The following is a 23691-nucleotide window of genomic DNA, read 5'->3' as shown; positions in this document are numbered from 1 at the left end:
AAAATAAGTGAATTAATTATTTAATTCTGACTTGAGTTTTTCGATTTTCTCTTTAAAAACGTTCTTATCAAAATCTCTCATTCTTCTTGATAAGTTATATTTCAAACAAAATTCATCGAGTGATTGGCTTAAATCGGTAGTTTGTTTCAATGAAGTCTCAATTAATGAAATTCCGTCAATAATTTTATTTCTGTCAATTTCTTCAGAATAATTTAAAACCTTTATGACTGGTAGTATAAAAATATCAAGAATTTTTTCACAATCTTCTAAATATTTTATAGTTCCACTTTTTAAATTAATTTCATTATCAACTTCAACTAATTTTTCTACAAAATGCTTATTCAGATTAATTGTAGATTTACACAAGTGATAGTCATTCATCGTTAAACTATCAATATCACCATCGTTAAAAAGAATATTTATTTTTTTTATTAATGGATTCAATTCATTACTTACACTTTCAATAGAGTATTCTATAGAGTTTTTAAAATCTAACTTTTCATTATTTTTTTGTTGGCAATAACAATCGATTGTCCAAATAAAAACTATAGAAATCAAAATTTTAATTAACTTTTTCACTTTTTACTTTTTACTAATTCAAATCAATCATCAAGCCAAACAAACTCGTGTTGGCTGCCACGGTATATCTGGAATACGAATAATCGAATTTTACTTTTCCAAATCGCAATCCAAAACCAACTGATATTCCTGAAAAATTGCGTTGGTCTACAATTCGTAATTCTTCACTTCTTCTAAAGTTGTAACCTAATCGAAGATTAAAGCCTTTTTCTGGAAACAATTCGGCTCCTAAAATTAGGTGACGTAAAGCGTTGTTAAAAAACGATACTTTTTCTTCTTCCGAACCTCCATCTAAACTTCCTTGTGCTCGATTTGGATTGGAAAAAGCAATATTCCATTGTTGTAAATTTTCAAAAGTCACATGCCAACGAATTGGAACATTTTCCATCAATTGCGAAATTCCGGCATCAATAGCTAATGGTAACTTTTCATTGGTAGTTTCATATGGCTTAATTTGAAAACCTAAATTTCGAATCGTAAAACCATAATTAATATCATTAGCTGTATCGATATACAAAAACCCTAAGTCTACCGCTGCTCCAATGGAATTGTAACTTTCTAAAGTAGAAGAAATCAATTTAGCATTGGCCCCAACATACATATCGGTCCAAGGTAAATTATAAGCGTAACCTAGCGATAATGCAGCTTCACTTCCTGTAAAATTGGAGGTTACATTCCCAAGTTCATCACGACCTTCAAAAGTACCGTAGTTGATATAACTAATTCCAGCGTGAAAAGTTTGCAAATGACGGTCATACGTGTAAGCATAAGCCGCAGTTCCATAAGAAACTTCTCCGTAATAACTTCCGTAATTTGCAGACAAGCGATTGTGCATATCAGGATTTATCGTAGCTGGATTATAAAAAGCCTGATTTACATCATAGTCCACAACGGTAACCGTTTTTCCACCTAAAGCAGCTTGTCGCGGTGATTGTGCTAAGTTCAAAAACTGATATACTGCCTTACCTCCTATTTGGCTAAATGTAGCAGCCGATAGCAGTAGGAATGAAAGGAATACGACTTTTCTTAGCATTTTTTGATGTTAATCTTACTTATAACGCAAGTGCGAAGATAAAATTATATCGGTTAGGAAACAAAAAAAGAACTCCCAATAAGTGAATTATTGAGAGTTCCTGTACTTATAAATTTGAAATTATTTTTTAGTTCCTAAATCTTTGGCGTTTTTCACCTTTTGATTTGTAATGGCGATGTCTAACACTTCACTCATTCTGTCAACGTAATGAAACGTTAAACCTTCGATATAATCAGGTTTAATTTCTTCGATATCGCGTTTGTTTTCCTTACACAAAATGATTTCTTTGATGTTTGCTCTTTTCGCAGCCAAAATCTTTTCTTTGATTCCACCTACAGGCAATACTTTTCCACGAAGTGTGATTTCTCCTGTCATGGCGATGTGTTTTTTCACTCTTTTTTGAGTAAACGAAGACACCATTGAAGTCAACATGGCAATTCCGGCACTTGGCCCGTCTTTTGGTGTTGCTCCTTCTGGAACGTGAATGTGAATATTATAATTGTTTAAAACTTCTGGATTAATCCCTAAATCTTCTGCATTAGCACGAATGTATTCCAAAGCAATGGTAACTGATTCTTTCATAACGGTTCCTAAATTACCCGTCATGGTCATCGCTCCTTTTCCTTTTGAGATTAAGGATTCAATGAATAAAATGTCACCACCTACTGATGTCCACGCTAAACCAGTAACTACTCCTGCAACATCGTTATTTTCGTATTTGTCGCGCTCCATTCGTGGCGATTTCAATACTTCTAAAATATCAGCATCGGAAACTTTTACGTTGTAAGGTTCTTCCATAGCAATTGATTTTGCTACATGTCGCACCACTTGAGCAATTTTTTTCTCTAAACCACGAACTCCAGATTCACGTGTATAACCTACAACGATTTTCTCTAATTGTTTTTTACCAATTTGTAAATCTTTAGCGGTTAATCCGTGTTCTTTTAATTGTTTTGGCAATAAGTGTGTTTTGGCGATTTCGATTTTTTCTTCAATGGTATAACCTGTCATTTCGATGATTTCCATACGGTCACGAAGTGCTGGCTGAATCGTTGACAAACTATTGGATGTTGCAATGAACATCACTTTTGATAAATCATATCCTAATTCCAAGAAATTATCATGAAATTCTTTGTTTTGTTCTGGATCTAAAACTTCTAATAAAGCCGAAGATGGATCTCCGTTATGACTAGATGACAATTTATCAATCTCATCCAAAACAAATACTGGATTTGACGTTTTCGCTTTCTTAATATTTTGAAGAATTCGTCCTGGCATTGCACCAATGTAGGTTTTTCTGTGACCACGAATTTCTGCTTCGTCACGTAAACCGCCTAAAGACATTCTAATATATTCTCTTCCTAAAGCTTCTGCAATAGATTTTCCAATTGAGGTTTTACCAACCCCTGGAGGTCCGTACAAACATAAAATTGGCGATTTCATATCGTTACGCAATTTCAAAACAGCCAAATGTTCGATAATACGTTTCTTTACTTCTTCTAAACCGTAATGATCTCTGTCAAGAATTTTTTGAGCACGTTTTAAATCGAAGTTGTCTTTGGTAAATTCGTTCCAAGGCAATTCTAAAAACAACTCGATGTAATTTCTTTGAATACCAAAATCAGGCGAATTTGGATTGGTTCGCTGCAACTTAGACAATTCTTTTTCGAAATGTTTGGCAGTTTTATCGTCCCATTTTTTCTTTTTTCCTTTGGCACGCATTTCTTCAATTTCGGCTTCATACGAAACGCCACCCAATTCTTCTTGAATGGTTTTCATTTGTTGCTGCAAGAAATATTCGCGCTGTTGTTGGTCTAAATCAAAACGCACTTTAGACTGAATATCGTTGCGAACTTCTAATTTTTGAAGTTCTAAATTCATATAACGTAAAGTCTCTAATGCTCTGTCTTTTAAATTTGGAATTGACAGCAATTCTTGTTTTTCTTCAACCGAAAGATTCATGTTAGAAGAAACAAAATTGATTAAAAACGGGTTGCTTTCGATATTTTTAATAGCAAAAGTAGCTTCTGTTGGGATGTTTGGACTTTCCTTGATAATTTGGATAGCCAGTTCCTTAATTGACTCTACAATCGCTTTGAATTCAACGTTTTTAGTATCAGGGCGTTCTTCTGGAACTTCTTTTATAGTAGCTCTCAAATAAGGTTCTTCCTGGGTAAAATTTTCAATTTCGAAACGTTTTTTACCTTGAAGAATTACAGTTGTATTTCCATCAGGCATTTTTAAAACACGCATGATACGAGCTACTGTTCCAATATGATGGACGTCATTTGGAGTAGGTTCTTCTACATTTTCATCAATTTGAGCTACGACACCAATAATTTTACCTTTGGCGTTAGCATCATTAATTAATTTAATCGATTTATCTCTTCCTGCAGTAATTGGAATAACCACTCCTGGAAATAAAACGGTATTTCGTAAAGGCAAAATGGCAATATCTTCGGGCAAAGCCTCGTTGTTCATTTCTTCTTCGTCTTCAGGCGTCATTAACGGAATCAATTCCGCATCTGGATCCATTTCTTGAAGTGACAAATTGTCAAGTGCTAGTATTTTTTGATTCGGCATAATAATATATCTGGTCTTTTTGTCAGTAATAATCATTTGAAATACCATTCAAAGGTACGCAGAAAAGCGTTATTTTATTGATAATCAAATCATAAAACAATTCTAAATAGCAATTTCAAAAGATATAGGTCAAGATGTATGCCAATAAATTACTTTTTTGGCACTCGTAATAATAAAAGTAATCCCACAACAAAAAATAAGATTAAAAATAAGATAGCATTTTGAATTTTACCTGTAACATCAGCGATATAACCGTAGGTAAACATTCCGATTACGATACCAATTTTCTCGGCTACATCATAAAAACTAAAGAAAGATGTTGTATCAACCGTATTTTCTGGTATGAATTTAGAGTACGTTGATCGTGATAAAGACTGAACCCCTCCCATGACCAATCCAACGAAAGCAGCTGCAATATAAAAATCGTTTGGAGTGATTACGAAATAAGCATATGTACAAATTAAAATCCAACAGAAATTAATAAAAATCAACACTTTAATATTGCCAAATTTTGCTGAAGCTTTTGAGGTTAACCAAGCACCTAAAACGGCAATTAATTGGATTAATAAAATACTTACTATCAAACCCATTGTTCGTTTGCTATCGCTTCCCCATTGCACTTCTTTTTCTCCAAAATAAGCCGCCACAATCATAATGGTTTGAACGGCCATACTGTAAACAAAGAAAGCAGCTAAATAACGTCGTAAAGGTTTTAATTCTTTTAACTGATGCCAAACTTTTCGCAACTCTTTAAAACCATTGAAAAGCAGATTTCTGTGGAGTTTATTTGAGTTTTTGTTATCGGGCAAGTAATAATAGGTATACTGACTAAATCCTATCCACCAAAATCCAACTAAAAGAAACGAATATTGCATCATTTGCAACTTTTGGTCATCCTCTACCGACATTACCATTGCCAAACAAATTAGCAACAAAATAACGCTTCCCACATATCCTAAGCTAAACCCTTTTGCGCTGATCTTATCTTGTTGTTCTTTGTGAGCAATATCGGGTAAATACGAATTATAAAATACTAAACTGCCCCAAAAACCGATTAAGGCAAGTAAATAAGAAACCAAACTGAAAATAACCTTTTCATCATCTATTGAAAAAAAGTACAAACTCATACATGAAATAGCACCAACATAACAGAAAAGTTTCAGGAAAAACTTCTTATTTCCTAAGTAATCGGCAATTCCTGATAATAATGGCGATATAAAAGCAATGATTAAAAAACCTAATGCTGTAACATAACTTATTAAAGCTTCACTCCGAATTGAAAGTCCAAACAATGCAATTTCTTCAATATTTTTTTGGCGAAATAAAGCGCCATAATATAAAGGAAAAATAGTAGATGAAATTACCAAAGCATAAACAGAATTTGCCCAATCATAAAAAGCCCAAGCGTTTAGAAGTTTTGAATCTCCTTTTTGAAATTGTTGCATAGCATTTATTTTAAAATAAAAAAATCCCGACAATGTCGGGATTCAAATATAAAAGTATTTTTCTAATTATTTAAAAGTTACTCCAAACTTAGCAGCCTCGGCTTTTGCTTGTGGAACTAAAGCGGTCAATTCTTTAATACGTGTTTCATTACTTGGGTGTGTACTTAAAAGCTCTGGTGGTGCTTGTCCTCCTGAATTTGCCGACATACGTTCCCATAATTTAACCGCTTGACCTGGATCATAACCTGCAATTGCCATTAAGGTTAATCCAATCATATCTGCTTCACTTTCATGAGCTCTACTAAAAGGGAGCATACCTCCTACCTGAGTTCCTATTCCATAAGCTTGCATGATTAAGGCTTGTGTTTCAGGATCTTTATTTCCAACTGCTACTTGAGTACCAACCGCACCTAATTGCTGTAAAAGTCCAGCACTCATTCTTTGTTGTCCATGATTTGCTAATGCGTGCGCAACCTCATGTCCCATAACAGCTGCTATTCCTGCGTCATCTTTACAAATAGGTAAAATACCCGTGTAAAAAACGATTTTTCCACCTGGCATACACCATGCATTAACTTCTTTACTGTCTACCAATTTATACTCCCAAGCATAATCGTCCAAATACCCTACGTGACCATTAGCCGCTAACCATCTTTCTGATGCAGTTTTAATTTTTGATCCAATAGTTTCTATTCTTTTGGCATCGGCTGTTCCTTTTATTACCTTATTTTCAGATAAAAATTGATTATATTGTTGAAAAGCCGATGGAAAAATTTGACTATTAGGAACTAAAGCCATTGTACTTTTTCCCGTGAAAGGATTTTTAGAACATGATACTACGAGTATCAAGATAACAAAAGCAATAAATTTAAATTTGAAATTCATGAGTGAAAATTTTTTACAAAAATACGATTTTATAGTTTAACAATTAATCCCCAAAACAAATTTTGTAACCATGTAAACTAGAAACAATTTATAATTTAACTTTATTTTATAGTCCAAAATTTACTTCCTCGTTTACATAAATTGTAACTTGCACAAAATTTATGAACATGTCCAAAAAGAAACAAAAACAATCGCAAGTTATTGAAATACCTAAAGCTATTTTGTTTTCTGCTAAAATTTTGCAGGCTATTTCTCCTAGTTTAACAACTAAATTTGCTGCCAAACTTTTTACTACTCCAATTCGTCATAAATTACCAAAACGTGAATTACATATGGAACGCGAAAGTGTTCAAAAAAGTATTATGGTGCCCTCCATAAACAAAGAAATCGTAGTTTATGAATATGGAAAAAGTAATAAAAGAATACTTTTGGTTCACGGATGGTCGGGTAGAGGAACCCAATTGGTCAAAATTGCAGACGAGCTACTTAAAATGGGTTACATGACGATTAGTTTTGATGCGCCTGGGCATGGAAAATCAAAGGGAAATTATTCGATAATGACTGAGTTTATCGCTTCGATTTTAGAATTGGAAAAAAAATATGGTTCGTTTGAATATGCAATTGGCCATTCACTTGGTGGAATGTCGGTTTTAAATGCGATAAAGCAAAATCTGAATGTTAAAAAAGCCGTTACCATTGGAGCTGGTGATATTATTCAAGATATTATTGATGATTTTATCAAAAAACTACAATTAAAACCCGAATATGGAATCAAATTGAGAGATCATTTTGAAAAAAGGTTTACGGGAAAAATGGATGATTATTCAGCTTACAAAGCAGCTAAAGTCATTAAAATACCAGTTTTAATTATGCACGATAAAGAAGATGATGATGTTCCAGTTAAAGCGGCTTATCATATTCACGAACATTTACAAGGTTCAGAATTGGTAATTACAGAAGGTTTGGGTCATCGTAAAATTTTAGGGGATGAAACTGTAATTTATAAAATTAAAGAATTTCTATTAAAATAAAAAAAGTCCTTCGATTTGAAGGACTTTTGCTTTTTTAGAAGTTTGGTGACAAATTGTATTTTTTGTAGAAGTTATCTAACGCTTCCAATACCTCATCTTCTGTATCTACCACTTTGATTAAGTTCATATCTTCTGGATTGGCATTTTTCATTTTGTCAATCATAACGGTTTTAATCCAATCCAATAAACCTGACCAAAATTCAGTTCCCACTAAAATGATAGGGAATTTTCCAATTTTCTTCGTTTGAATTAAAGTAACCGCTTCGAACAATTCGTCTAAGGTTCCAAAACCTCCTGGCATTACCACAAAACCTTGCGAATATTTTACGAACATTACTTTTCTTACAAAGAAGTAATCAAAGTTTAAGTTTTTATCTTTATCGATATAAGGGTTAAAATGTTGCTCAAAAGGCAATTCAATATTTAAACCTACCGAAGTTCCGCCTCCATAATGTGCTCCTTTGTTACCTGCTTCCATTATACCAGGACCGCCACCCGTGATTACTCCGTAACCTGCCTTACTAATTTTATAAGCGATTTTTTCAGCTAATAAATAATATTTATCTTCCGGTTTTGTTCTTGCTGACCCAAAAATAGAAACACATGGACCAATTCTTCCCATTGATTCGTAACCATTTACGAATTCTGACATGATTTTAAAAATTGCCCATGAATCATTGGTTCTTATTTCGTTCCAAGTCTTTTGCTTGAATTTTTCTTGAATTTTGTGATCTTCGTTTTCGTATTGATCTAATGCCATAATAATTTTAGTTAATTTGTTTGTAAACAAACTATTAGAAATAAAAATTAAAGTTTAGCTGAGTTGTTGTGTGAAGTAATTAGACTGCTAAGATAATTCTTTTTTCAAAAACTGCGCTGTATAACTTTTTTTATTTTTCACGATTTCTTCCGGAGTACCTTTGGCTACTACTTCTCCACCGCCTTTCCCTCCTTCGTAACCAATGTCGATGATGTAATCTGATAATTTAACCACATCTAAATTATGTTCGATAATTAATACCGTATTTCCTTTATCAACTAACTTATTAATTACATCCATTAACACGCGAATGTCTTCAAAATGCAAACCTGTTGTAGGTTCGTCCAAGATGTAAAATGTATTTCCTGTATCTTTTTTGGAAAGTTCCGTTGCTAATTTAATACGCTGCGCTTCACCACCCGAAAGTGTTGTGCTTTGTTGACCTAAGGTAATATACCCCAATCCAACCTCTTGAATCGTTTTGACTTTTCGATAAATTTTTGGAATATTTTCGAAGAAATCTACCGCTTCATCAACCGTCATATTCAATACATCCGAAATTGATTTTCCTTTGTAACGAATTTCTAATGTTTCTCTATTGAAGCGTTTTCCCATACAGGTTTCGCATTCTACATAAACATCAGGTAAAAAGCTCATTTCTATAGTTCTAACACCTGAACCTTCGCAAGTTTCACATCTTCCGCCTTTTACATTAAAACTAAATCTTCCTGGTTTATAGCCACGAATCATAGCTTCAGGAACTTGAGTAAACAAAGTTCTTATTTCCGAAAAAACATCTGTATAAGTAGCCGGATTCGAACGAGGTGTTCTTCCTATCGGACTTTGGTCGATGTCGATTACTTTATCGATATGTTCTAAACCTTCGATTTTTTTATACGGTTGCGGTTTTTTAACTGCATTGAAAAAATGCGCGTTTAATATCGGATACAACGTTTCGTTAATCAATGTCGATTTTCCACTTCCTGAAACTCCAGTAACGCAAACTAATTTTCCTAGCGGAATTTCAATTGAAACGTTCTTCAAATTATTTCCCGTTGCTCCTGATAATTTGATGGATTTTCCGTTGCCTTCTCTACGTGTTTTTGGTACTTCAATTTGCATTTTACCATTCATGTACTGAGCCGTAATGGTATTTTCTTTCAACAATTCTTTTGGTGTTCCTTTGCTGATGATTTGTCCACCAAAACGACCTGCTTTCGGACCAATATCAATCACATAATCGGCACGTTCAATCATGTCTTTATCGTGTTCCACGACGATTACTGAGTTTCCAATATCACGTAAACTTTCTAACGATTTAATCAAACGTTCGTTGTCTCTTTGGTGCAAACCAATACTTGGTTCATCCAAAATATATAAAACCCCAACTAATTGCGAACCTATTTGCGTTGCCAATCGAATTCGTTGCGCTTCACCACCCGAAAGCGATTTTGAACTTCGATTTAGTGATAAATAATTCAAACCAACATCTAATAAAAATTGCAATCTCGCTGTAATTTCTTTTAAAATCTCAGTTGAAATTACTTGTTGTTTTTCAGAAAGGTGATTGGGTAAATCGGCAAACCATTCCGATAATTCGGCAACGTCCATTTGAACTAATTCGCCAATATTTTTTCCGTTTAATTTGAAATATAACGATTCTTTTCGCAAACGCGTTCCTTTACATTCTGGACAATCATTTTCGTCCATGAATTCTTTTGCCCAACGTTTGATACTTGCCGAATCCGAATTATCGTATTGATTTTTGATGAAATTTGAAATTCCTTCAAAATCTATTTTGTAGTCTTTAGTAATTCCCATAACCTTAGAAACTACTGAGAACTTTTCGTTTCCACCATACAAAATCATATCCATAGCTTCCTGCGGAATGGTTTCAATGGCATCGGTTATTTTGAAATCATATTTTTGTGCGATAATTTCCAATTGCTTGAAAATCCACGAACTTTTATATTCACCCAAAGGAGCAAAACCACCGTTTTTTATGGAAGCTTTTGGATTTGGGATAATTTTTTGAAGATTGATTTCATTCACCGTTCCTAATCCGTTACAACACGGACAAGCGCCTTTTGGAGAGTTAAATGAAAAATTATTTGGTTCTGGATTTGGATACGAAATTCCAGAAGACGGACACATTAAATTACGGCTGTAAAAACGGACTTCTTGACTTTCTTGCTCGATGACCATCATTACATCTTCGCCATGATACATAGCTGTTTTGATGCTTTCTGATAAACGTTTATCGGTATCTTCTTCTGTATCAATTGCCATTCTATCGATTACGATTTCAATGTCATGCGTCTTATAACGATCGACTTTCATTCCGTACTCTAAATCGCGGATTTCGCCATTTACACGAACTTTTAAGAACCCTTGCTTGGCAATTTGCTCAAATAATTCGCGATAATGTCCTTTTCGAGAACGAATTACTGGTGCTAAAATATTGATTCGTTTTCCGTTGAAATCTTCTAAAATCAATTGCTTAATTTGCTCATCGGAATACGAAACCATTTTTTCACCCGTGTTGTAACTGTAAGCATCGGCGCCACGAGCATACAATAAACGTAAAAAATCGTAAATTTCAGTAATCGTTCCTACAGTAGAACGCGGTGATTTACTTGTAGTTTTTTGCTCAATAGCAATCACAGGCGAAAGACCGTCGATTTTATCTACATCAGGACGTTCTAATCCACCCAAAAACTGACGCGCATAAGCTGAGAAGGTTTCGATGTATCGTCGTTGGCCTTCGGCATATATCGTATCAAAAGCCAGTGAGGATTTTCCTGAACCTGATAAACCCGTAATCACAACCAGTTTTTCACGCGGAATAGTTACGTCTATATTCTTAAGATTATGAGCTCTTGCTCCAATAATTTCGATTGTTTCTTCTGAGTGTTGCATGTTTTTTTAGCAAAACGCAAAGATACTGATTTCAATCCAATTTTTGAGATAGACAAATGTGAAGAATTCTGTTAATTATAATTTTTTAAATACAGTCTTATTCAATAATCATCGATTTCAATCGCATTCTGTATTTCTCTAAGATAAGTTGTTTATGAATGAATCCAAGGAAGATTCCATCTTTTAATACCGGCAATACTTTACAGTTTGAAGTGTCGAATTTTTCCATGATAGTTTCCAAAGTCTCATCATAGAAAATTATTTCTTTTGGAGGTTTCATAACTTCGCTAGTGGAAGTATATTTCACTTTAAATGATGAAAAAACAATAGGTCTTATTTCATCCAGTGAAATCAAACCCAATAGCTTATGATTTTCATCCAAAACGGGGAAAACGACATCCTCAGAATATTGGACCTTTTCAACCAATTCGGTAAGGTTATCACTAACAGAAATTGCCTTGTAATCGTTTTGAATTAATTTCGCTACATCGATAGAATTCAAAATATTAGCATCGCGATTATCGGTAAAAACTTCACCTTTATCAGCCAAATTTTTAATATCGAAAGAATAAGGCTCAAAACGCTTAGAAATCGCAAAACTTACCGAGGAAACGATCATTAAAGGAACCATCAAATTGTAACCACCTGTAATTTCAGCAATAAGGAAAATTGCGGTTAAAGGTGCGTGAAACAATCCGCTCAAAATACCTGCCATTCCAACAAGAGTAAAGTTCCCAATTGGCAATTTGGCAAAACCTATTATGTTGAAAAAATAAGCCACACAAAATCCTAAATACGAACCTACAAAAAGCGAAGGAGCAAAATTTCCACCATTTCCACCAGCGCCTAATGTTAAACTTGTGGCATAGACTTTAATCAACATGGTAGCACCAACAAACAACAACAAAATCCATTTCGAATCTTCAAAGCGCTCAAAAACGGTATTTTGAACTAATCGCTCGGGATTACTGTCGGCTAATAGCTTGATGCTTTCATAACCTTCACCAAATAAAGACGGAAACAAGAAAATCAGTACACCTAAAATTCCAGCTCCAAACAATGCTTTATTGATGATATTAAATTTTAAACCACTAAAATAATGTTCGATTTTTCTAAAAGTTCGTGCATAGTTTATTGAAACTAATCCGCTTAAAACGCCTAATAAAATATAATACGGTAAATTATGATAATCGAAAAACTGCACTTTTTTAAACGAAAACAAGATGTCTTCATTTAACATTACCGTTGAAACTAAAGCTCCTGTAGCAGCACTAATCATAATCGGGATAAATGCTGTAATACTAATTTCAGCCAAAACTACTTCGATAGCAAACAAAACTCCAGCAATCGGAGCGTTGAAGGCAGCACCGATTCCAGCAGCGACACCACAAGCTAATAATAGCGTTCGGTCTTTGTAACTTAAACGATAATTCTGCGCATAATTACTTCCAAAAGCAGCTCCAGTAATGGTAATGGGTGATTCTAAACCAGCACTTCCGCCCATACCTACGGTGAAGGAACTTGTGATAATTTGGGCAAACATTTGTTTTCTAGACATAATACCGCGCTTTTTGGCAACGGCATACATAATTTGAGAAGTTCCCTTTTCAATGGAACCATCCAAAACTTTTTTTACAATAATTACAGTTATTATAATTCCAATGATAGGTAATGTACTATTACTATAGGGAAGATGAAAAATATCATCTAACTTTTGGGAAGATTTAAAAACCCAATGTGCAAAAGTTTTAAGAATAATTACCGCTAATGCAGAAGAAATTCCAACTAAAACACATGACAAATAAATAAACTGACGCGGTGTTAATAACGATTTCAAAAGAAAAACAAATCGCTCTAAACGTCGGAAGGTTTTATGTAAAAACGTTTTTAAGGAAAAGGATTTCTTTCTTGGCATTGTTTTGATTTTACATGCGAAATTAAGTTTTATAAATCGAAATCAAAATTTATAGTTGATTCAATTCCTTTAATTTTTGTTGACATGAAAGTTTTAATTCCTCAAAAAACTGAAAAAATTCGGCTTCAAATTCAGAATAAAATGCTTTAATTTCTACAACCGCTTCCTGCATATGCACTCTGTTTTTAGTTCTATGATCCATTTGAAAAAGAATCATTTCTAAACCTTCTAAAGATGCATAACTTACTAACCAATTTCTGCCAATCATGTAAGGCAACATTCCTTTTGTTCTTTCGGTTAGAATTTCGTAGTTATCTTGCATTAATTGATAAAAATCAGCGGCATAATGTTCTAACTTTTCATTAGAATATTTACTCCAATTTTTCGCTAAAAAATGATCATATGCTATGTCCATAATCACCCCTGAATAATGTCCGTATTTTTCATGCAAACGATGTTTACTTCTCCGATAAATAGAATGTGCGTCAGTAAAACTATCGATATGACGATGCAACAAAACCCCTTTCTGAATCTCAGGCGAATAATCTAAATACCTGGAACCACGAATACTATCCGCCATGAAATTGCCAATTTTAACAAAATCATTATCACCAGATAAATAAATATGTGCGAGAAAATTCATATTGGAAAAGGTTAAAAGTTTATGTGTTTATAAGTTTAAAAGGATTGCTGATTTTGTTTACACATAACTATCAAGAGTAAATATATAAAAATCTTTCTAATTTTTGACGAATTCCAATTTCTAACTTTTTATATTTGTGACACAATTCGGTTTACTTTTAAACTTTTAAACTATAAAAATGACATTAATAAAATCTATCTCAGGAATTCGCGGTACTATTGGAGGCAAAGTTGGTGATAATTTAACTCCGGTTGATGCCGTAAAATTTGCTTCTGCCTACGGAACCTTTTTAAAACAAAACATTGCAAAAGAGAAACTAAAAGTAGTTATTGGTCGAGATGCGAGAATCTCGGGGCCTATGATTCATAATTTGGTGGTGAATACCTTAGTTGGTTTAGGAATTGATGTTATCGATTTGGGTTTATCCACTACACCAACGGTTGAAATTGCAGTACCAATGGAAAAAGCGGATGGCGGAATCATCTTAACCGCATCACACAACCCAAAACAATGGAATGCTCTTAAATTATTAAATGCAAAGGGCGAATTTTTAAGCGGTGCCGATGGAGCTAAAATTCTTGAAATTGCAGAAGCTGAAGCCTTTGATTTTGCTGATGTAGATTCATTAGGAGAAGTTACTGAGAACCATGCTTACATGGATATTCATATTGATGAAGTATTAGAATTGCCTTTGGTTGATGCCGACTTAGTTCGTTCTAAAAAATTCAAAGTGGTTGTAGATGCTGTAAATTCTTCAGGAGGAATTATTATTCCCAACCTATTAGAGCAAATGGGTGTTGAAGTCGTAAAATTATACTGCGAGCCAAACGGACATTTTCCACACAATCCAGAGCCTTTGAAAGAACACTTAAGTGATATTTGTAAATTAGTTGTAGAAGAAAAAGCTGATTTCGGAATTGTAGTTGACCCAGATGTAGATCGATTAGCTTTCATTTCGAACGATGGCGAAATGTTTGGTGAAGAATATACTTTGGTAGCTGTTGCGGATTATGTTTTATCAAAAACTCCAGGAAATACGGTTTCTAATATGTCGTCTTCTCGTGCTTTACGTGATATTACCGAAAAACATGGCGGAACGTATCAAGCAAGTGCTGTTGGAGAAGTGAATGTTGTAGAATTAATGAAGAAAACCAATGCTATTATTGGTGGTGAAGGAAATGGAGGAATTATCTATCCATCATCGCATTATGGTCGTGATAGTATTGTAGGAGCGGCTTTGTTTTTAACCTATTTAGCCAATCAAGATAAGACGGTTGCTGAAATTAGAGCGAGTTTTCCACAATATTACATGAGTAAAAACAAAATTGAATTAACCCCTCAAATTGATGTAGACAACGTTTTAGCCACGTTAACCGAAAAATATAAATCGGAAAATATTTCAACTATAGATGGCGTAAAAATTGATTTCCCAACCGAATGGGTGCATTTAAGAAAATCAAACACAGAACCTATCATCAGAATTTACACGGAAGCACCATCACAAACCGAAGCCGATGTTTTAGCCGAACGCTTTGTTAAGGAGCTAAAAGAGATAGCGAGAATATAAATGAAAAGGTCAGATTTAAAAATCTGACCTTTTTTTATTTACCATTTCCTCTCCCATTAATTCCATTACCATTCCCTTTTTTATGGTGATGATGATTGTGGTGGTCGTGTTTATGAGATTTGTGCTTCTTTACTTTGTATTTTGTTTTATGAGAATAATTATATCGTTGTGGTCTATCTCCATAGAAATCCAATTCAACTTGGGTACTTCTTCCCAGATTAATACTAACAAAAACTGAAGGAACTTTTGCGCTAACCGACCATTTTCCATTATTAAAATAAATATAAACCCCTTTTTGAATGTCATAATACATGTTCTGATCAGGGAAGTAAATATGTCTTGTTTTTGCTCTGTAGCCATGAGCTGGAGCCCATGGTGGAGGCCCTTGAGAAAAAACATCTGATGGTACAACCAACATAAACACTAAAATCAATACTCCTAGAAGGGTTGCTATTTTGTTTTTAATAGTTTCCATAGTTTTAAATTTAATAGTTATAAAACTAAAACCAATAACATTGCCAAAAATTACATGAAAAGTAATTTTAACATTTTTTAACATTTCTAAAAACAGTAATGAGTTTATTTAACTATGATTTTTTTTGTTGATGTTTGAAAACCGTTAGTAACTTTAACCAAATACATTCCGGCACTTATATCTAATTTAATGCGTACCTCATTTTCAAAATCTATATTTTGCACCAATTGACCTGTGATGGTGTAAATTTCAACTTTTGAAACTCCCTCTAAACCAGAAACTATCAGATAATCCGAAGCTGGATTTGGATAAACTGCTATTTTTTTATCAATAGGTGTTTGAGTTGATAAAGTTGCTGACCAAGGTTGGCCAAAATTTGTACCAAAAATATAATCTACTAAACTAGGATGATCAATAAAGGGATTACGATTCATTTGCCAAGTATAGATGTAATTGTTTCGATTCATTTCAAAATCGTCTCTTGGGTCTAAACTATTCCATACCAATAAAGTGGCTAAATCACCTATGTTACCGGAACTTGTTGTTGTATTAATCAAATATTCGCTAGGATCACCATTAACTATATTTAAACCATCAAAACGAACCGCCATATAAAACAAAGCTCTGGCCACATCACCTCTCCACGAACCGTGAGTTCCCGTTGGTCCGGCATAAACAGTAGTAGTATTTGATGGACCATAATTTTTATTATTTCTAGATGAATTTTCTTGACCATTCTCAGCTCGTATATGATGAGCATCAGAAACACCATCAACTCTACTTGCTGCACTTGTAGTTGTCCATATATTGATACCATCCGCTGTATCCCCTTGAGCCACTTCAAAACCACCTCTTGATTGACAAAAAATATGTTCTCTATTCCATTTATCAACAATACTACTTGTAATTTGTTGATCTAATTTTGACATTGGCTGCTCTACATACATACACCAAACCTGATTATTATTGGCGGGATTACGATCAGCGTTTCTTAAAATCTCCCAAATATCAGCATAACTATGCAATCTAACTACTGCAGGATTCGCAATAATATTCTGTAATTCTTGTTTTAATGCATTTCCGGATAAACCCTCTAAAGAACTATAATAACCCTGAGGTATCGTTGGTGATACAATATTATAGGTAGGATTTAAAGGGGTTCCCCAAGGATCAGTCGCAAAATTAGCATCATTAACCCTAAAGATCATATTATTGTTATAAGAAACATAACCAATTGGTAAAGACTGTAAAATAAATTTCATTTCTTCATCCCCTTCATCAATTCCATCATTTCTAATAATAATACCATTCTGTGTAGTTGTTTGCCCAACAGGAATCATTACAGTTAAACCTCCGGAAAAATCTTGATTATTGAAATTTCCATTAGCCAAAGTAAAATTCATTATCAAATTTTGATTCTGAACTGGTTGACTAGTGGTAAATGTGATATTAAAACTATCACCTTCATTAAAACTAGTTTGTGGAAATGAAACAGTTATGTAATTTGGAATTGTTCCACTACCATCGTTGTTCATACCTGGAGTTGGAGATTTTACTTCATAAGTTCCATCATTTTTTCTTTGAATGGATTGTGAAGCAGCTAAATTATTTCTATTTTCATTTGTACAATTCGAAATACCTAAAATATTCATCAAACTAGCTGGTTGATTATTATTTCCTGAATATGCCAATGCATCTACAAGATTACTATTTGTTGCAACAGTACCTGATTCAAAATCTGAAGCATTTCCCAAATATAAAGCAACTACGTCTGGACCATTTTGTATTGTACTATTTGGAAAAAGTTGAAAAGGTGTAGGAGTCACTAACTGATTCCCAATGTGAATTATTCCATTGAAATCAGTTTGTAATCCATCAAGATCAATAGCATAATAACTTAATGTACCTGAAAAAGGTGTTGAACTTCCTCCATTAAAAAAAACTAGAACATAACCATCTAAAGAAAAGTTAGGGGTAGTAGACTTTAATTCAACAAATTCTAATTGATCAGTACCAGGAGTATCAGCATCAATTTCATTGATAACTACATTTTGAGAATAAGAAAACATTCCTAATAAAAGGAATAAATAAGCAAGTAAATTTTGGGGCATAAAAAACTATTTTTATCAAAATTACGAATATTAGTTATAAAATAGCCTAATTCACGATATAAATCGTGAATTTAATTTATTTTCAGGAAAATAAAGCAACTTTTTACTTAATTTGTGATCTATAAAACATAAATAACAAAAACATTTATCTCGATATTGAAAAAAGCGATTAAAATATTTCTACTTTTATTTCCTGTTCTATTTTACTCTCAACACCATTCTAAAATTAGCGTAAGAGTAAACATAGAAGAAAAAACTTTACTAATACAACAAGTTTTAACCTACAACAACACAAGTAACGACACTTTAAACCATATTATTCTCAACGATTGGAACAACGCATTTTCATCTAAAACATCCCCTTTGGCAAAGAAATTTTCGGATGAATTTATCCGCTCTTTTCACTTGGCAAGTGAAAAAGAAAGAGGTTTCACAAGCATAAAAAACATAGTTGATGAAAAATATAAGTCCGTTTCATGGAATCGAGCCAATGCAAAAGTTGATTTATTAAAATTAGAACTTAATGAACCTATCTTACCTTGTTCAAAACAAACTTTTTCATTTACTTATCTTGTAAAAATTCCCGACGCTAAGTTCACTAAATATGGTTATTACAGCAATGGAAGTATCATATTAAAAAATTGGTATTTGAATCCGGCACAATTCGAAAACAAACAATTTGTATTACAAAGCAACGAGAATCTCGATGACATTCCAAATGCTTTTTCAGATTTTGAAATTGACATCGAAATTCCGAACGATTTCTATTTAAATAGTAATTTGAACATATTAGAAACTTTGGCTCTTTCATCCACTAAAAAAATCACTTTAAATGCAAAAAACAAAAGTGAAGTTGTTATAATTATTGAACCAAATTTAACTTATCAAACTTATAAAAATGAAATTATTGAAGTAAGTTGTGGCATTGTTGACAACAAAGTAAATGAAATTGATAAAGCTATTATTTTTGACAGAATTAGTAGGTTTACAGCTTCAAAACTTGGATCGCCACTAACTTCTAAAATATTAATTTCTCAAGAAGATTATGCGCGTCAGCCTTTTTATGGATTAAATCAATTACCTAGTTTTTTAAGTCCATTTTCAGACAATCTCATGTTTGAATTAAAATTTTTAAAAACCTATTTGAATAATTATTTAAAGGAAAATTTGAATCTTAACCAAAGACGCGACTATTGGATTTATGATGGTATTCAACTATTTTTAATGATGCAGTACGCGGAAGAATATTTCCCAAATTTAAAGATGACTGGAAATGTAGCTAATCTAAAAATTTTAAAACCTTACCATTTTGTTAATCTCGATTTTAACCAACAATTCAATTATTTATATATGTTGATGGCAAGAAAAAATCTAGATCAACCACTGAACGAACCAAAAAATAAATTGATAAAATTTAATGAGCAAATCGCTAGTAAATATAGAGCAGGATTAAGTTTTAAATATTTAGATAGTTATTTAGGAGATGATATTGTTCATAATTCAATTCGAGAATATATCCAAGAAAATCAATTTTTCGGAAGCAATTCACGTCAATTCGAAACCGTTTTATTGAAAAATAGTCCTAAAGATATCGGTTGGTTTTTTAGAACTGTTATTGAAACGCGTGATTTAATAGATTATAAATTTGGAAAAGTAACCAAATCAAAGGATTCTTTATCAGTTAACATTATCAATAAAACAGGAACTAATGTGCCGATTTCACTCTATCACATCAAGGATAATGAAATCGTTCATAAAAGTTGGATTACCAATATCACATCCGATTCCACACTAATCGTTCCAAGATTTGAAGCTGATAAATTAACCTTAAACTATTTCAATGAAGTTCCCGAATACAATCTAAGAAACAATTGGAAATCTCTAAAAGGTTTCTTTTTTAACAACCGTCCATTTAAGTTTCTTTTTTTCAAAGATTTGGAAGAGCCAAATTACAATCAATTATTTTTTGTTCCAGAAGCTGAATTTAATATATATGACGGAATAGCACCTGGAATTCGATTCAACAATAAATCAATACTCAATAAACCTTTTATATTTAGTATAAGTCCTATGTATTCAACTAATACGGGGACTTTTGTTGGAAAATTTTCCACCTTAATTGAAGATAATATTCGCGAAAAAGGAAAGCTATATAGTATCAGATACATGGCAAATGGTAGTCGTTTTCATTACACAAAAGATGCTTTTTACACAACTTTTACACCGATGATTCAATTTAGATTTCGTGATGAAAATTTAAGAACTAATAAAAACGAATTCATTCAAATAAGACAAGTGTATGTGAATCGTGATAAATCAGAATATATTACAGATACTAACACTGAAAATTACAATATTTTCAATCTAAAATATGGAAATTACCAGTCCGAAGGAACCAAACACTTTTCCATTTTAAATGATTTGCAAATATCCAATTCTTTTGGAAAAATTGCTTCTGAAATTCACTATCGAAAATTATTCGAAAACAATCGTCAAATTAGTTTACGCCTTTTTGCCGGAGCCTTTATGTTCAGAAGTACCAATTCAGACTTTTTTAGTTTTGGACTAGACAGACCCAACGATTATATGTTTGATTATAATTTATTAGGAAGAAGTGAAACCACAGGTATTTATAGTCAACAATACGTTTATGCAGAAGGTGGATTCAAGTCTAAATTTGACACAAGACTTGCTAACCAATGGATGGCAACTATTAACGGAACTTTCAATATTTGGAATTGGATTCAAATTTATGGAGATGCTGGAATGCTTAAAAACCAATATTCAACTGCTAAATTCGTTTTTGATTCCGGTTTGCATTTTAACTTAGTTCCTGATTTTTTTGAACTTTTCTTACCTGTTTACTCTTCCAATGGTTTCGAATTAAATTCAAATAATTATGGAGAAAAAATTCGTTTTGTAGTAACATTAGCCCCTAAAACTTTAATTTCATTATTCACTAGAAAATGGTTTTAACATATTTTCAACCCTATCTTTAAGAATTACATAAATAAAAATCATTTTTTTTTAAATTCATTGCGTTTTTAAAACGAAATCTATTGATAAATTAATAATAATTAAAAAATTATCAAACATAGTATTGTTTTATTCTGCTAAATAATTAAATTTGTTGAATTATCAATTTCGTATAAACGGTTTATGAAAACAGCAACAACATCGGAAGTAGTTTCTTTTGAAGATTTCAAAAAAGAAGTCCTTAACGATTATAAAATCGCCCGAATTAGTAGAGAATGTAGTCTTCTTGGAAGAAAAGAAGTACTCACAGGTAAAGCTAAATTTGGTATTTTTGGCGATGGTAAAGAAGTGCCGCAATTAGCTATGGCAAAAGCATTTCAAAATGGAGATTTCCGTTCAGGATACTACCGCGACCAAACCTTTATGATGGCAATTGGTGCTATGAATATCGAGCAATTCTTCGCTGGATTATATGGCCATACCGATATTAATTTTGATCCAATGAGTGCTGGTCGTCAAATGGGCGGACACTTTGCAACGCATTCATTAGATGAAAATGGAAATTGGAAAAACTTAACCCAACAAAAAAATTCGAGCTCTGACATCTCTCCTACCGCTGGACAAATGCCGCGTTTGTTAGGATTGGCTCAAGCTTCAAAAATATATAGAAATGTTTCAGGTATTAACCAAACCAACTTCTCCGAAAACGGAAATGAAGTAGCTTGGGGAACTATCGGAAATGCTTCTACTTCTGAAGGTTTATTCTTCGAAACGATTAATGCTGCGGGTGTTTTACAAGTACCAATGGTAATGAGCGTTTGGGATGACGAATACGGAATTTCAGTGCATGCGCGTCATCAAACCACAAAAGAAAACATTTCAGAAATCTTAAAAGGTTTCCAACGTGATGAAGAAAATAAAGGATACGAAATTTTACGCGTTAAAGGTTGGGATTACCCAGCTTTAGTAGAAACGTACCAAAAAGCATCTCAAATTGCTCGTGAAGAACACGTTCCTGTTTTAGTGCACGTAAGCGAATTAACGCAACCGCAAGGTCACTCAACTTCTGGAAGTCACGAACGCTATAAAAATGCAGAACGTTTGGCTTGGGAAGCAGAATTTGATTGTGTAGCTAAAATGAAAACTTGGTTAATCGATAACAACATCGCTACTTCAGAAGAATTAGAAGAAATCGACGCCCAAGCTAAAAAAGATGTTTTAGAAGGTAAAAAAGCAGCTTGGACCAACTTTACAAGTCCAATTAAAGCTGAACAACAAGAGTTAGTTGGTCTATTAAACACCATCGCTTCACAAAGTGAAAACAAAGTATTTATCGAAAAAATAGCTAACGATGTTGCTTCTATAAAAGAACCAATTCGCAAAGATTTATTGGTAGCCGCTCGTAAAGTATTGCGCATGATAATCAAAGAAAATTCACGTGCTACTTTAGCAACTTGGATTGAGAATTATACAGAGAAAATCCAACCAAAATTCAGTTCGCACTTATTTTCGCAATCGGATACAACCGTTTTAAAAACGAAAGAAGTAGCTCCAACTTACGATGCAACTGCGGAAGATGTGGATGCTCGTTTGGTTTTAAGAGACAACTTTGATGCTATCTTTTCTAAATATCCAGAAACCTTAATTTTTGGTGAGGATTCTGGAAATATTGGTGACGTAAACCAAGGTTTAGAAGGAATGCAAGAGAAATACGGAGAATTACGCGTTGCCGATGTAGGAATTCGTGAAGCTACAATTTTAGGTCAAGGAATTGGAATGGCAATGCGTGGATTACGACCAATTGCTGAAATTCAATATTTAGATTATTTGTTGTACGCTATCCAAATCATGAGTGATGATTTAGCGACATTACAATACAGAACAGCGGGTCGTCAAAAAGCACCGTTAATCATCAGAACTCGCGGTCACCGTTTAGAAGGTGTGTGGCATTCAGGTTCACCAATGGGAATGATTATCAATGCGATTAGAGGAATTCACGTTTTAGTTCCAAGAAACATGACCAAAGCCGCTGGTTTTTATAACACATTGCTAGAAACTGACGAACCTGCATTGGTAGTAGAATGTTTGAACGGTTACCGTTTAAAAGAAAAAATGCCTACGAATTTAGGCGAATTCAAAACACCAATCGGAGTTGTTGAAACTATCAAACAAGGAACGGATATTACGTTAGTTTCTTACGGTTCAACATTACGTTTGGTTGAACAAGCAGCAAATGAATTAGAATCTGTTGGAATTAGCGCTGAAATTATTGATATTCAATCGCTTTTACCTTTCGATATCAATCACGATATTGTAAAATCGGTTGCAAAAACGAATCGTTTATTAGTAATTGACGAAGACGTTCCAGGTGGAGCAAGTGCTTATATTTTACAAGAAATTGTGGAGAATCAAAATGCTTATAAACATTTAGATAGCGCACCTCAAACCTTAACATCTAAAGCGCACCGACCAGCTTATGGAACGGATGGTGATTACTTCTCAAAGCCCTCTGCAGAAGACATTTTTGAGAAAGTTTATGCGATTATGAATGAAGCAGATCCAACAAAATATCCAAGTTTGTATTAAAAAATTTGTTTATTCGAAAATTAATTAGAAATATTTGCATCATACAATTAAGAACATGATTTCAATTTTAAATAATACTTGGTGGTGGTCTAACTTACGTCAAACGTCGTGAGCGAAACCTGCTATAGTATAATTTAAAACCAATACATAGAAAAGGCTTGTCAATCACGACAAGCCTTTTTT

Annotated in this window: 15 protein-coding genes; 4 read left to right on the top strand and 11 right to left on the bottom strand. The window is 33.3% G+C overall.

What is annotated here, in order from left to right; translation table 11 throughout:
• Window positions 1-12: 12 nt before the first annotated feature.
• From NAT47_RS08505 to NAT47_RS08485, 5 genes are all read right to left on the bottom strand, one after another.
• Window positions 13-579: a hypothetical protein gene (locus tag NAT47_RS08505; protein WP_250581969.1), complete on the bottom strand. Its 567-nt coding sequence runs from the start codon at window positions 577-579 to the stop codon at window positions 13-15.
• A 13-nt stretch (window positions 580-592) separates the two neighbouring features.
• Entirely contained in the window at window positions 593-1612 is a 1020-nt protein-coding gene (gene porQ, locus NAT47_RS08500; protein ID WP_250581968.1) for a type IX secretion system protein PorQ, read from the bottom strand.
• Between the two features lie 120 nt (window positions 1613-1732).
• Window positions 1733-4195, bottom strand: a complete 2463-nt coding sequence (gene lon / locus NAT47_RS08495; RefSeq protein WP_250582094.1) for an endopeptidase La — start codon at window positions 4193-4195, stop codon at window positions 1733-1735.
• Between the two features lie 149 nt (window positions 4196-4344).
• Complete coding sequence (locus tag NAT47_RS08490) at window positions 4345-5640, bottom strand: MFS transporter (RefSeq protein ID WP_250581967.1); 1296 nt, start codon at window positions 5638-5640, stop codon at window positions 4345-4347.
• A 66-nt stretch (window positions 5641-5706) separates the two neighbouring features.
• A complete protein-coding gene (locus NAT47_RS08485) occupies window positions 5707-6525 on the bottom strand; it encodes a M48 family metallopeptidase (protein ID WP_250581966.1) in 819 nt (272 codons plus the stop codon).
• A 167-nt stretch (window positions 6526-6692) separates the two neighbouring features.
• Between NAT47_RS08485 and NAT47_RS08480 the strand changes: the two genes are divergently transcribed.
• Window positions 6693-7556: an alpha/beta fold hydrolase gene (locus tag NAT47_RS08480; RefSeq protein WP_250581965.1), complete on the top strand. Its 864-nt coding sequence runs from the start codon at window positions 6693-6695 to the stop codon at window positions 7554-7556.
• Between the two features lie 34 nt (window positions 7557-7590).
• On the opposite strand, the gene NAT47_RS08475 is transcribed toward NAT47_RS08480, so the two are convergent.
• The 4 genes from NAT47_RS08475 to NAT47_RS08460 form a co-directional block, all read right to left on the bottom strand.
• Window positions 7591-8316, bottom strand: coding sequence for an LOG family protein (locus NAT47_RS08475; RefSeq protein ID WP_250581964.1), 726 nt, complete (start codon window positions 8314-8316; stop codon window positions 7591-7593).
• A gap of 87 nt (window positions 8317-8403) precedes the next feature.
• Window positions 8404-11235, bottom strand: a complete 2832-nt coding sequence (uvrA, locus tag NAT47_RS08470; protein ID WP_250581963.1) for an excinuclease ABC subunit UvrA — start codon at window positions 11233-11235, stop codon at window positions 8404-8406.
• A 97-nt stretch (window positions 11236-11332) separates the two neighbouring features.
• Window positions 11333-13150 (bottom strand): chloride channel protein, encoded by a 1818-nt coding sequence (locus NAT47_RS08465; RefSeq protein ID WP_250581962.1) that lies wholly within the window; start codon window positions 13148-13150, stop codon window positions 11333-11335.
• A 49-nt stretch (window positions 13151-13199) separates the two neighbouring features.
• Window positions 13200-13793 carry an acyl carrier protein phosphodiesterase gene (locus NAT47_RS08460; protein ID WP_250581961.1) on the bottom strand — a complete coding sequence of 198 codons (594 nt, stop codon included), beginning with the start codon at window positions 13791-13793 and terminating at the stop codon, window positions 13200-13202.
• A gap of 178 nt (window positions 13794-13971) precedes the next feature.
• Between NAT47_RS08460 and glmM the strand changes: the two genes are divergently transcribed.
• On the top strand, window positions 13972-15360 hold the full coding sequence (gene glmM, locus NAT47_RS08455) for a phosphoglucosamine mutase (RefSeq protein ID WP_250581960.1): 1389 nt from the start codon (window positions 13972-13974) through the stop codon (window positions 15358-15360).
• Window positions 15361-15394: 34 nt separating this feature from the next.
• Here glmM and NAT47_RS08450 read toward each other — a convergent pair whose 3' ends face one another.
• Window positions 15395-15835, bottom strand: a complete 441-nt coding sequence (locus NAT47_RS08450; protein WP_250581959.1) for a hypothetical protein — start codon at window positions 15833-15835, stop codon at window positions 15395-15397.
• A 104-nt stretch (window positions 15836-15939) separates the two neighbouring features.
• Window positions 15940-17946, bottom strand: coding sequence for an endonuclease (locus NAT47_RS08445; protein ID WP_250581958.1), 2007 nt, complete (start codon window positions 17944-17946; stop codon window positions 15940-15942).
• Window positions 17947-18309: 363 nt separating this feature from the next.
• On the opposite strand from NAT47_RS08445, the gene NAT47_RS08440 reads away from it, so the two are divergent.
• Window positions 18310-20922 carry a gluzincin family metallopeptidase gene (locus NAT47_RS08440; RefSeq protein ID WP_250581957.1) on the top strand — a complete coding sequence of 871 codons (2613 nt, stop codon included), beginning with the start codon at window positions 18310-18312 and terminating at the stop codon, window positions 20920-20922.
• Window positions 20923-21105: 183 nt separating this feature from the next.
• The gene (locus tag NAT47_RS08435) at window positions 21106-23508 is read left to right on the top strand and encodes an alpha-ketoacid dehydrogenase subunit alpha/beta (protein WP_250581956.1); all 2403 of its coding nucleotides are present in this window, start codon (window positions 21106-21108) and stop codon (window positions 23506-23508) included.
• Window positions 23509-23691: the final 183 nt, after the last annotated feature.

Origin of the sequence: Flavobacterium fragile (genome assembly GCF_023634865.1) — a bacterium.
In the GTDB taxonomy this organism is placed as follows: Bacteria; Bacteroidota; Bacteroidia; order Flavobacteriales; family Flavobacteriaceae; genus Flavobacterium; species Flavobacterium fragile.
This window is presented reverse-complemented; position numbering and strand designations above follow the sequence as displayed.

Excerpts from the sequence above, each read along its gene's own strand:
- porQ (WP_250581968.1), bottom strand. The coding sequence starts at position 1,612 with ATGCTAAGAAAAGTCGTATTCCTTTCATTCCTACTGCTATCGGCTGCT.
- lon (WP_250582094.1), bottom strand. The coding sequence starts at position 4,195 with ATGCCGAATCAAAAAATACTAGCACTTGACAATTTGTCACTTCAAGAA.
- NAT47_RS08490 (WP_250581967.1), bottom strand. The coding sequence starts at position 5,640 with ATGCAACAATTTCAAAAAGGAGATTCAAAACTTCTAAACGCTTGGGCT.
- NAT47_RS08485 (WP_250581966.1), bottom strand. The coding sequence starts at position 6,525 with ATGAATTTCAAATTTAAATTTATTGCTTTTGTTATCTTGATACTCGTA.
- NAT47_RS08480 (WP_250581965.1), top strand. The coding sequence starts at position 6,693 with ATGTCCAAAAAGAAACAAAAACAATCGCAAGTTATTGAAATACCTAAA.
- NAT47_RS08475 (WP_250581964.1), bottom strand. The coding sequence starts at position 8,316 with ATGGCATTAGATCAATACGAAAACGAAGATCACAAAATTCAAGAAAAA.
- uvrA (WP_250581963.1), bottom strand. The coding sequence starts at position 11,235 with ATGCAACACTCAGAAGAAACAATCGAAATTATTGGAGCAAGAGCTCAT.
- NAT47_RS08465 (WP_250581962.1), bottom strand. The coding sequence starts at position 13,150 with ATGCCAAGAAAGAAATCCTTTTCCTTAAAAACGTTTTTACATAAAACC.
- NAT47_RS08460 (WP_250581961.1), bottom strand. The coding sequence starts at position 13,793 with ATGAATTTTCTCGCACATATTTATTTATCTGGTGATAATGATTTTGTT.
- glmM (WP_250581960.1), top strand. The coding sequence starts at position 13,972 with ATGACATTAATAAAATCTATCTCAGGAATTCGCGGTACTATTGGAGGC.
- NAT47_RS08450 (WP_250581959.1), bottom strand. The coding sequence starts at position 15,835 with ATGGAAACTATTAAAAACAAAATAGCAACCCTTCTAGGAGTATTGATT.
- NAT47_RS08445 (WP_250581958.1), bottom strand. The coding sequence starts at position 17,946 with ATGCCCCAAAATTTACTTGCTTATTTATTCCTTTTATTAGGAATGTTT.
- NAT47_RS08435 (WP_250581956.1), top strand. The coding sequence starts at position 21,106 with ATGAAAACAGCAACAACATCGGAAGTAGTTTCTTTTGAAGATTTCAAA.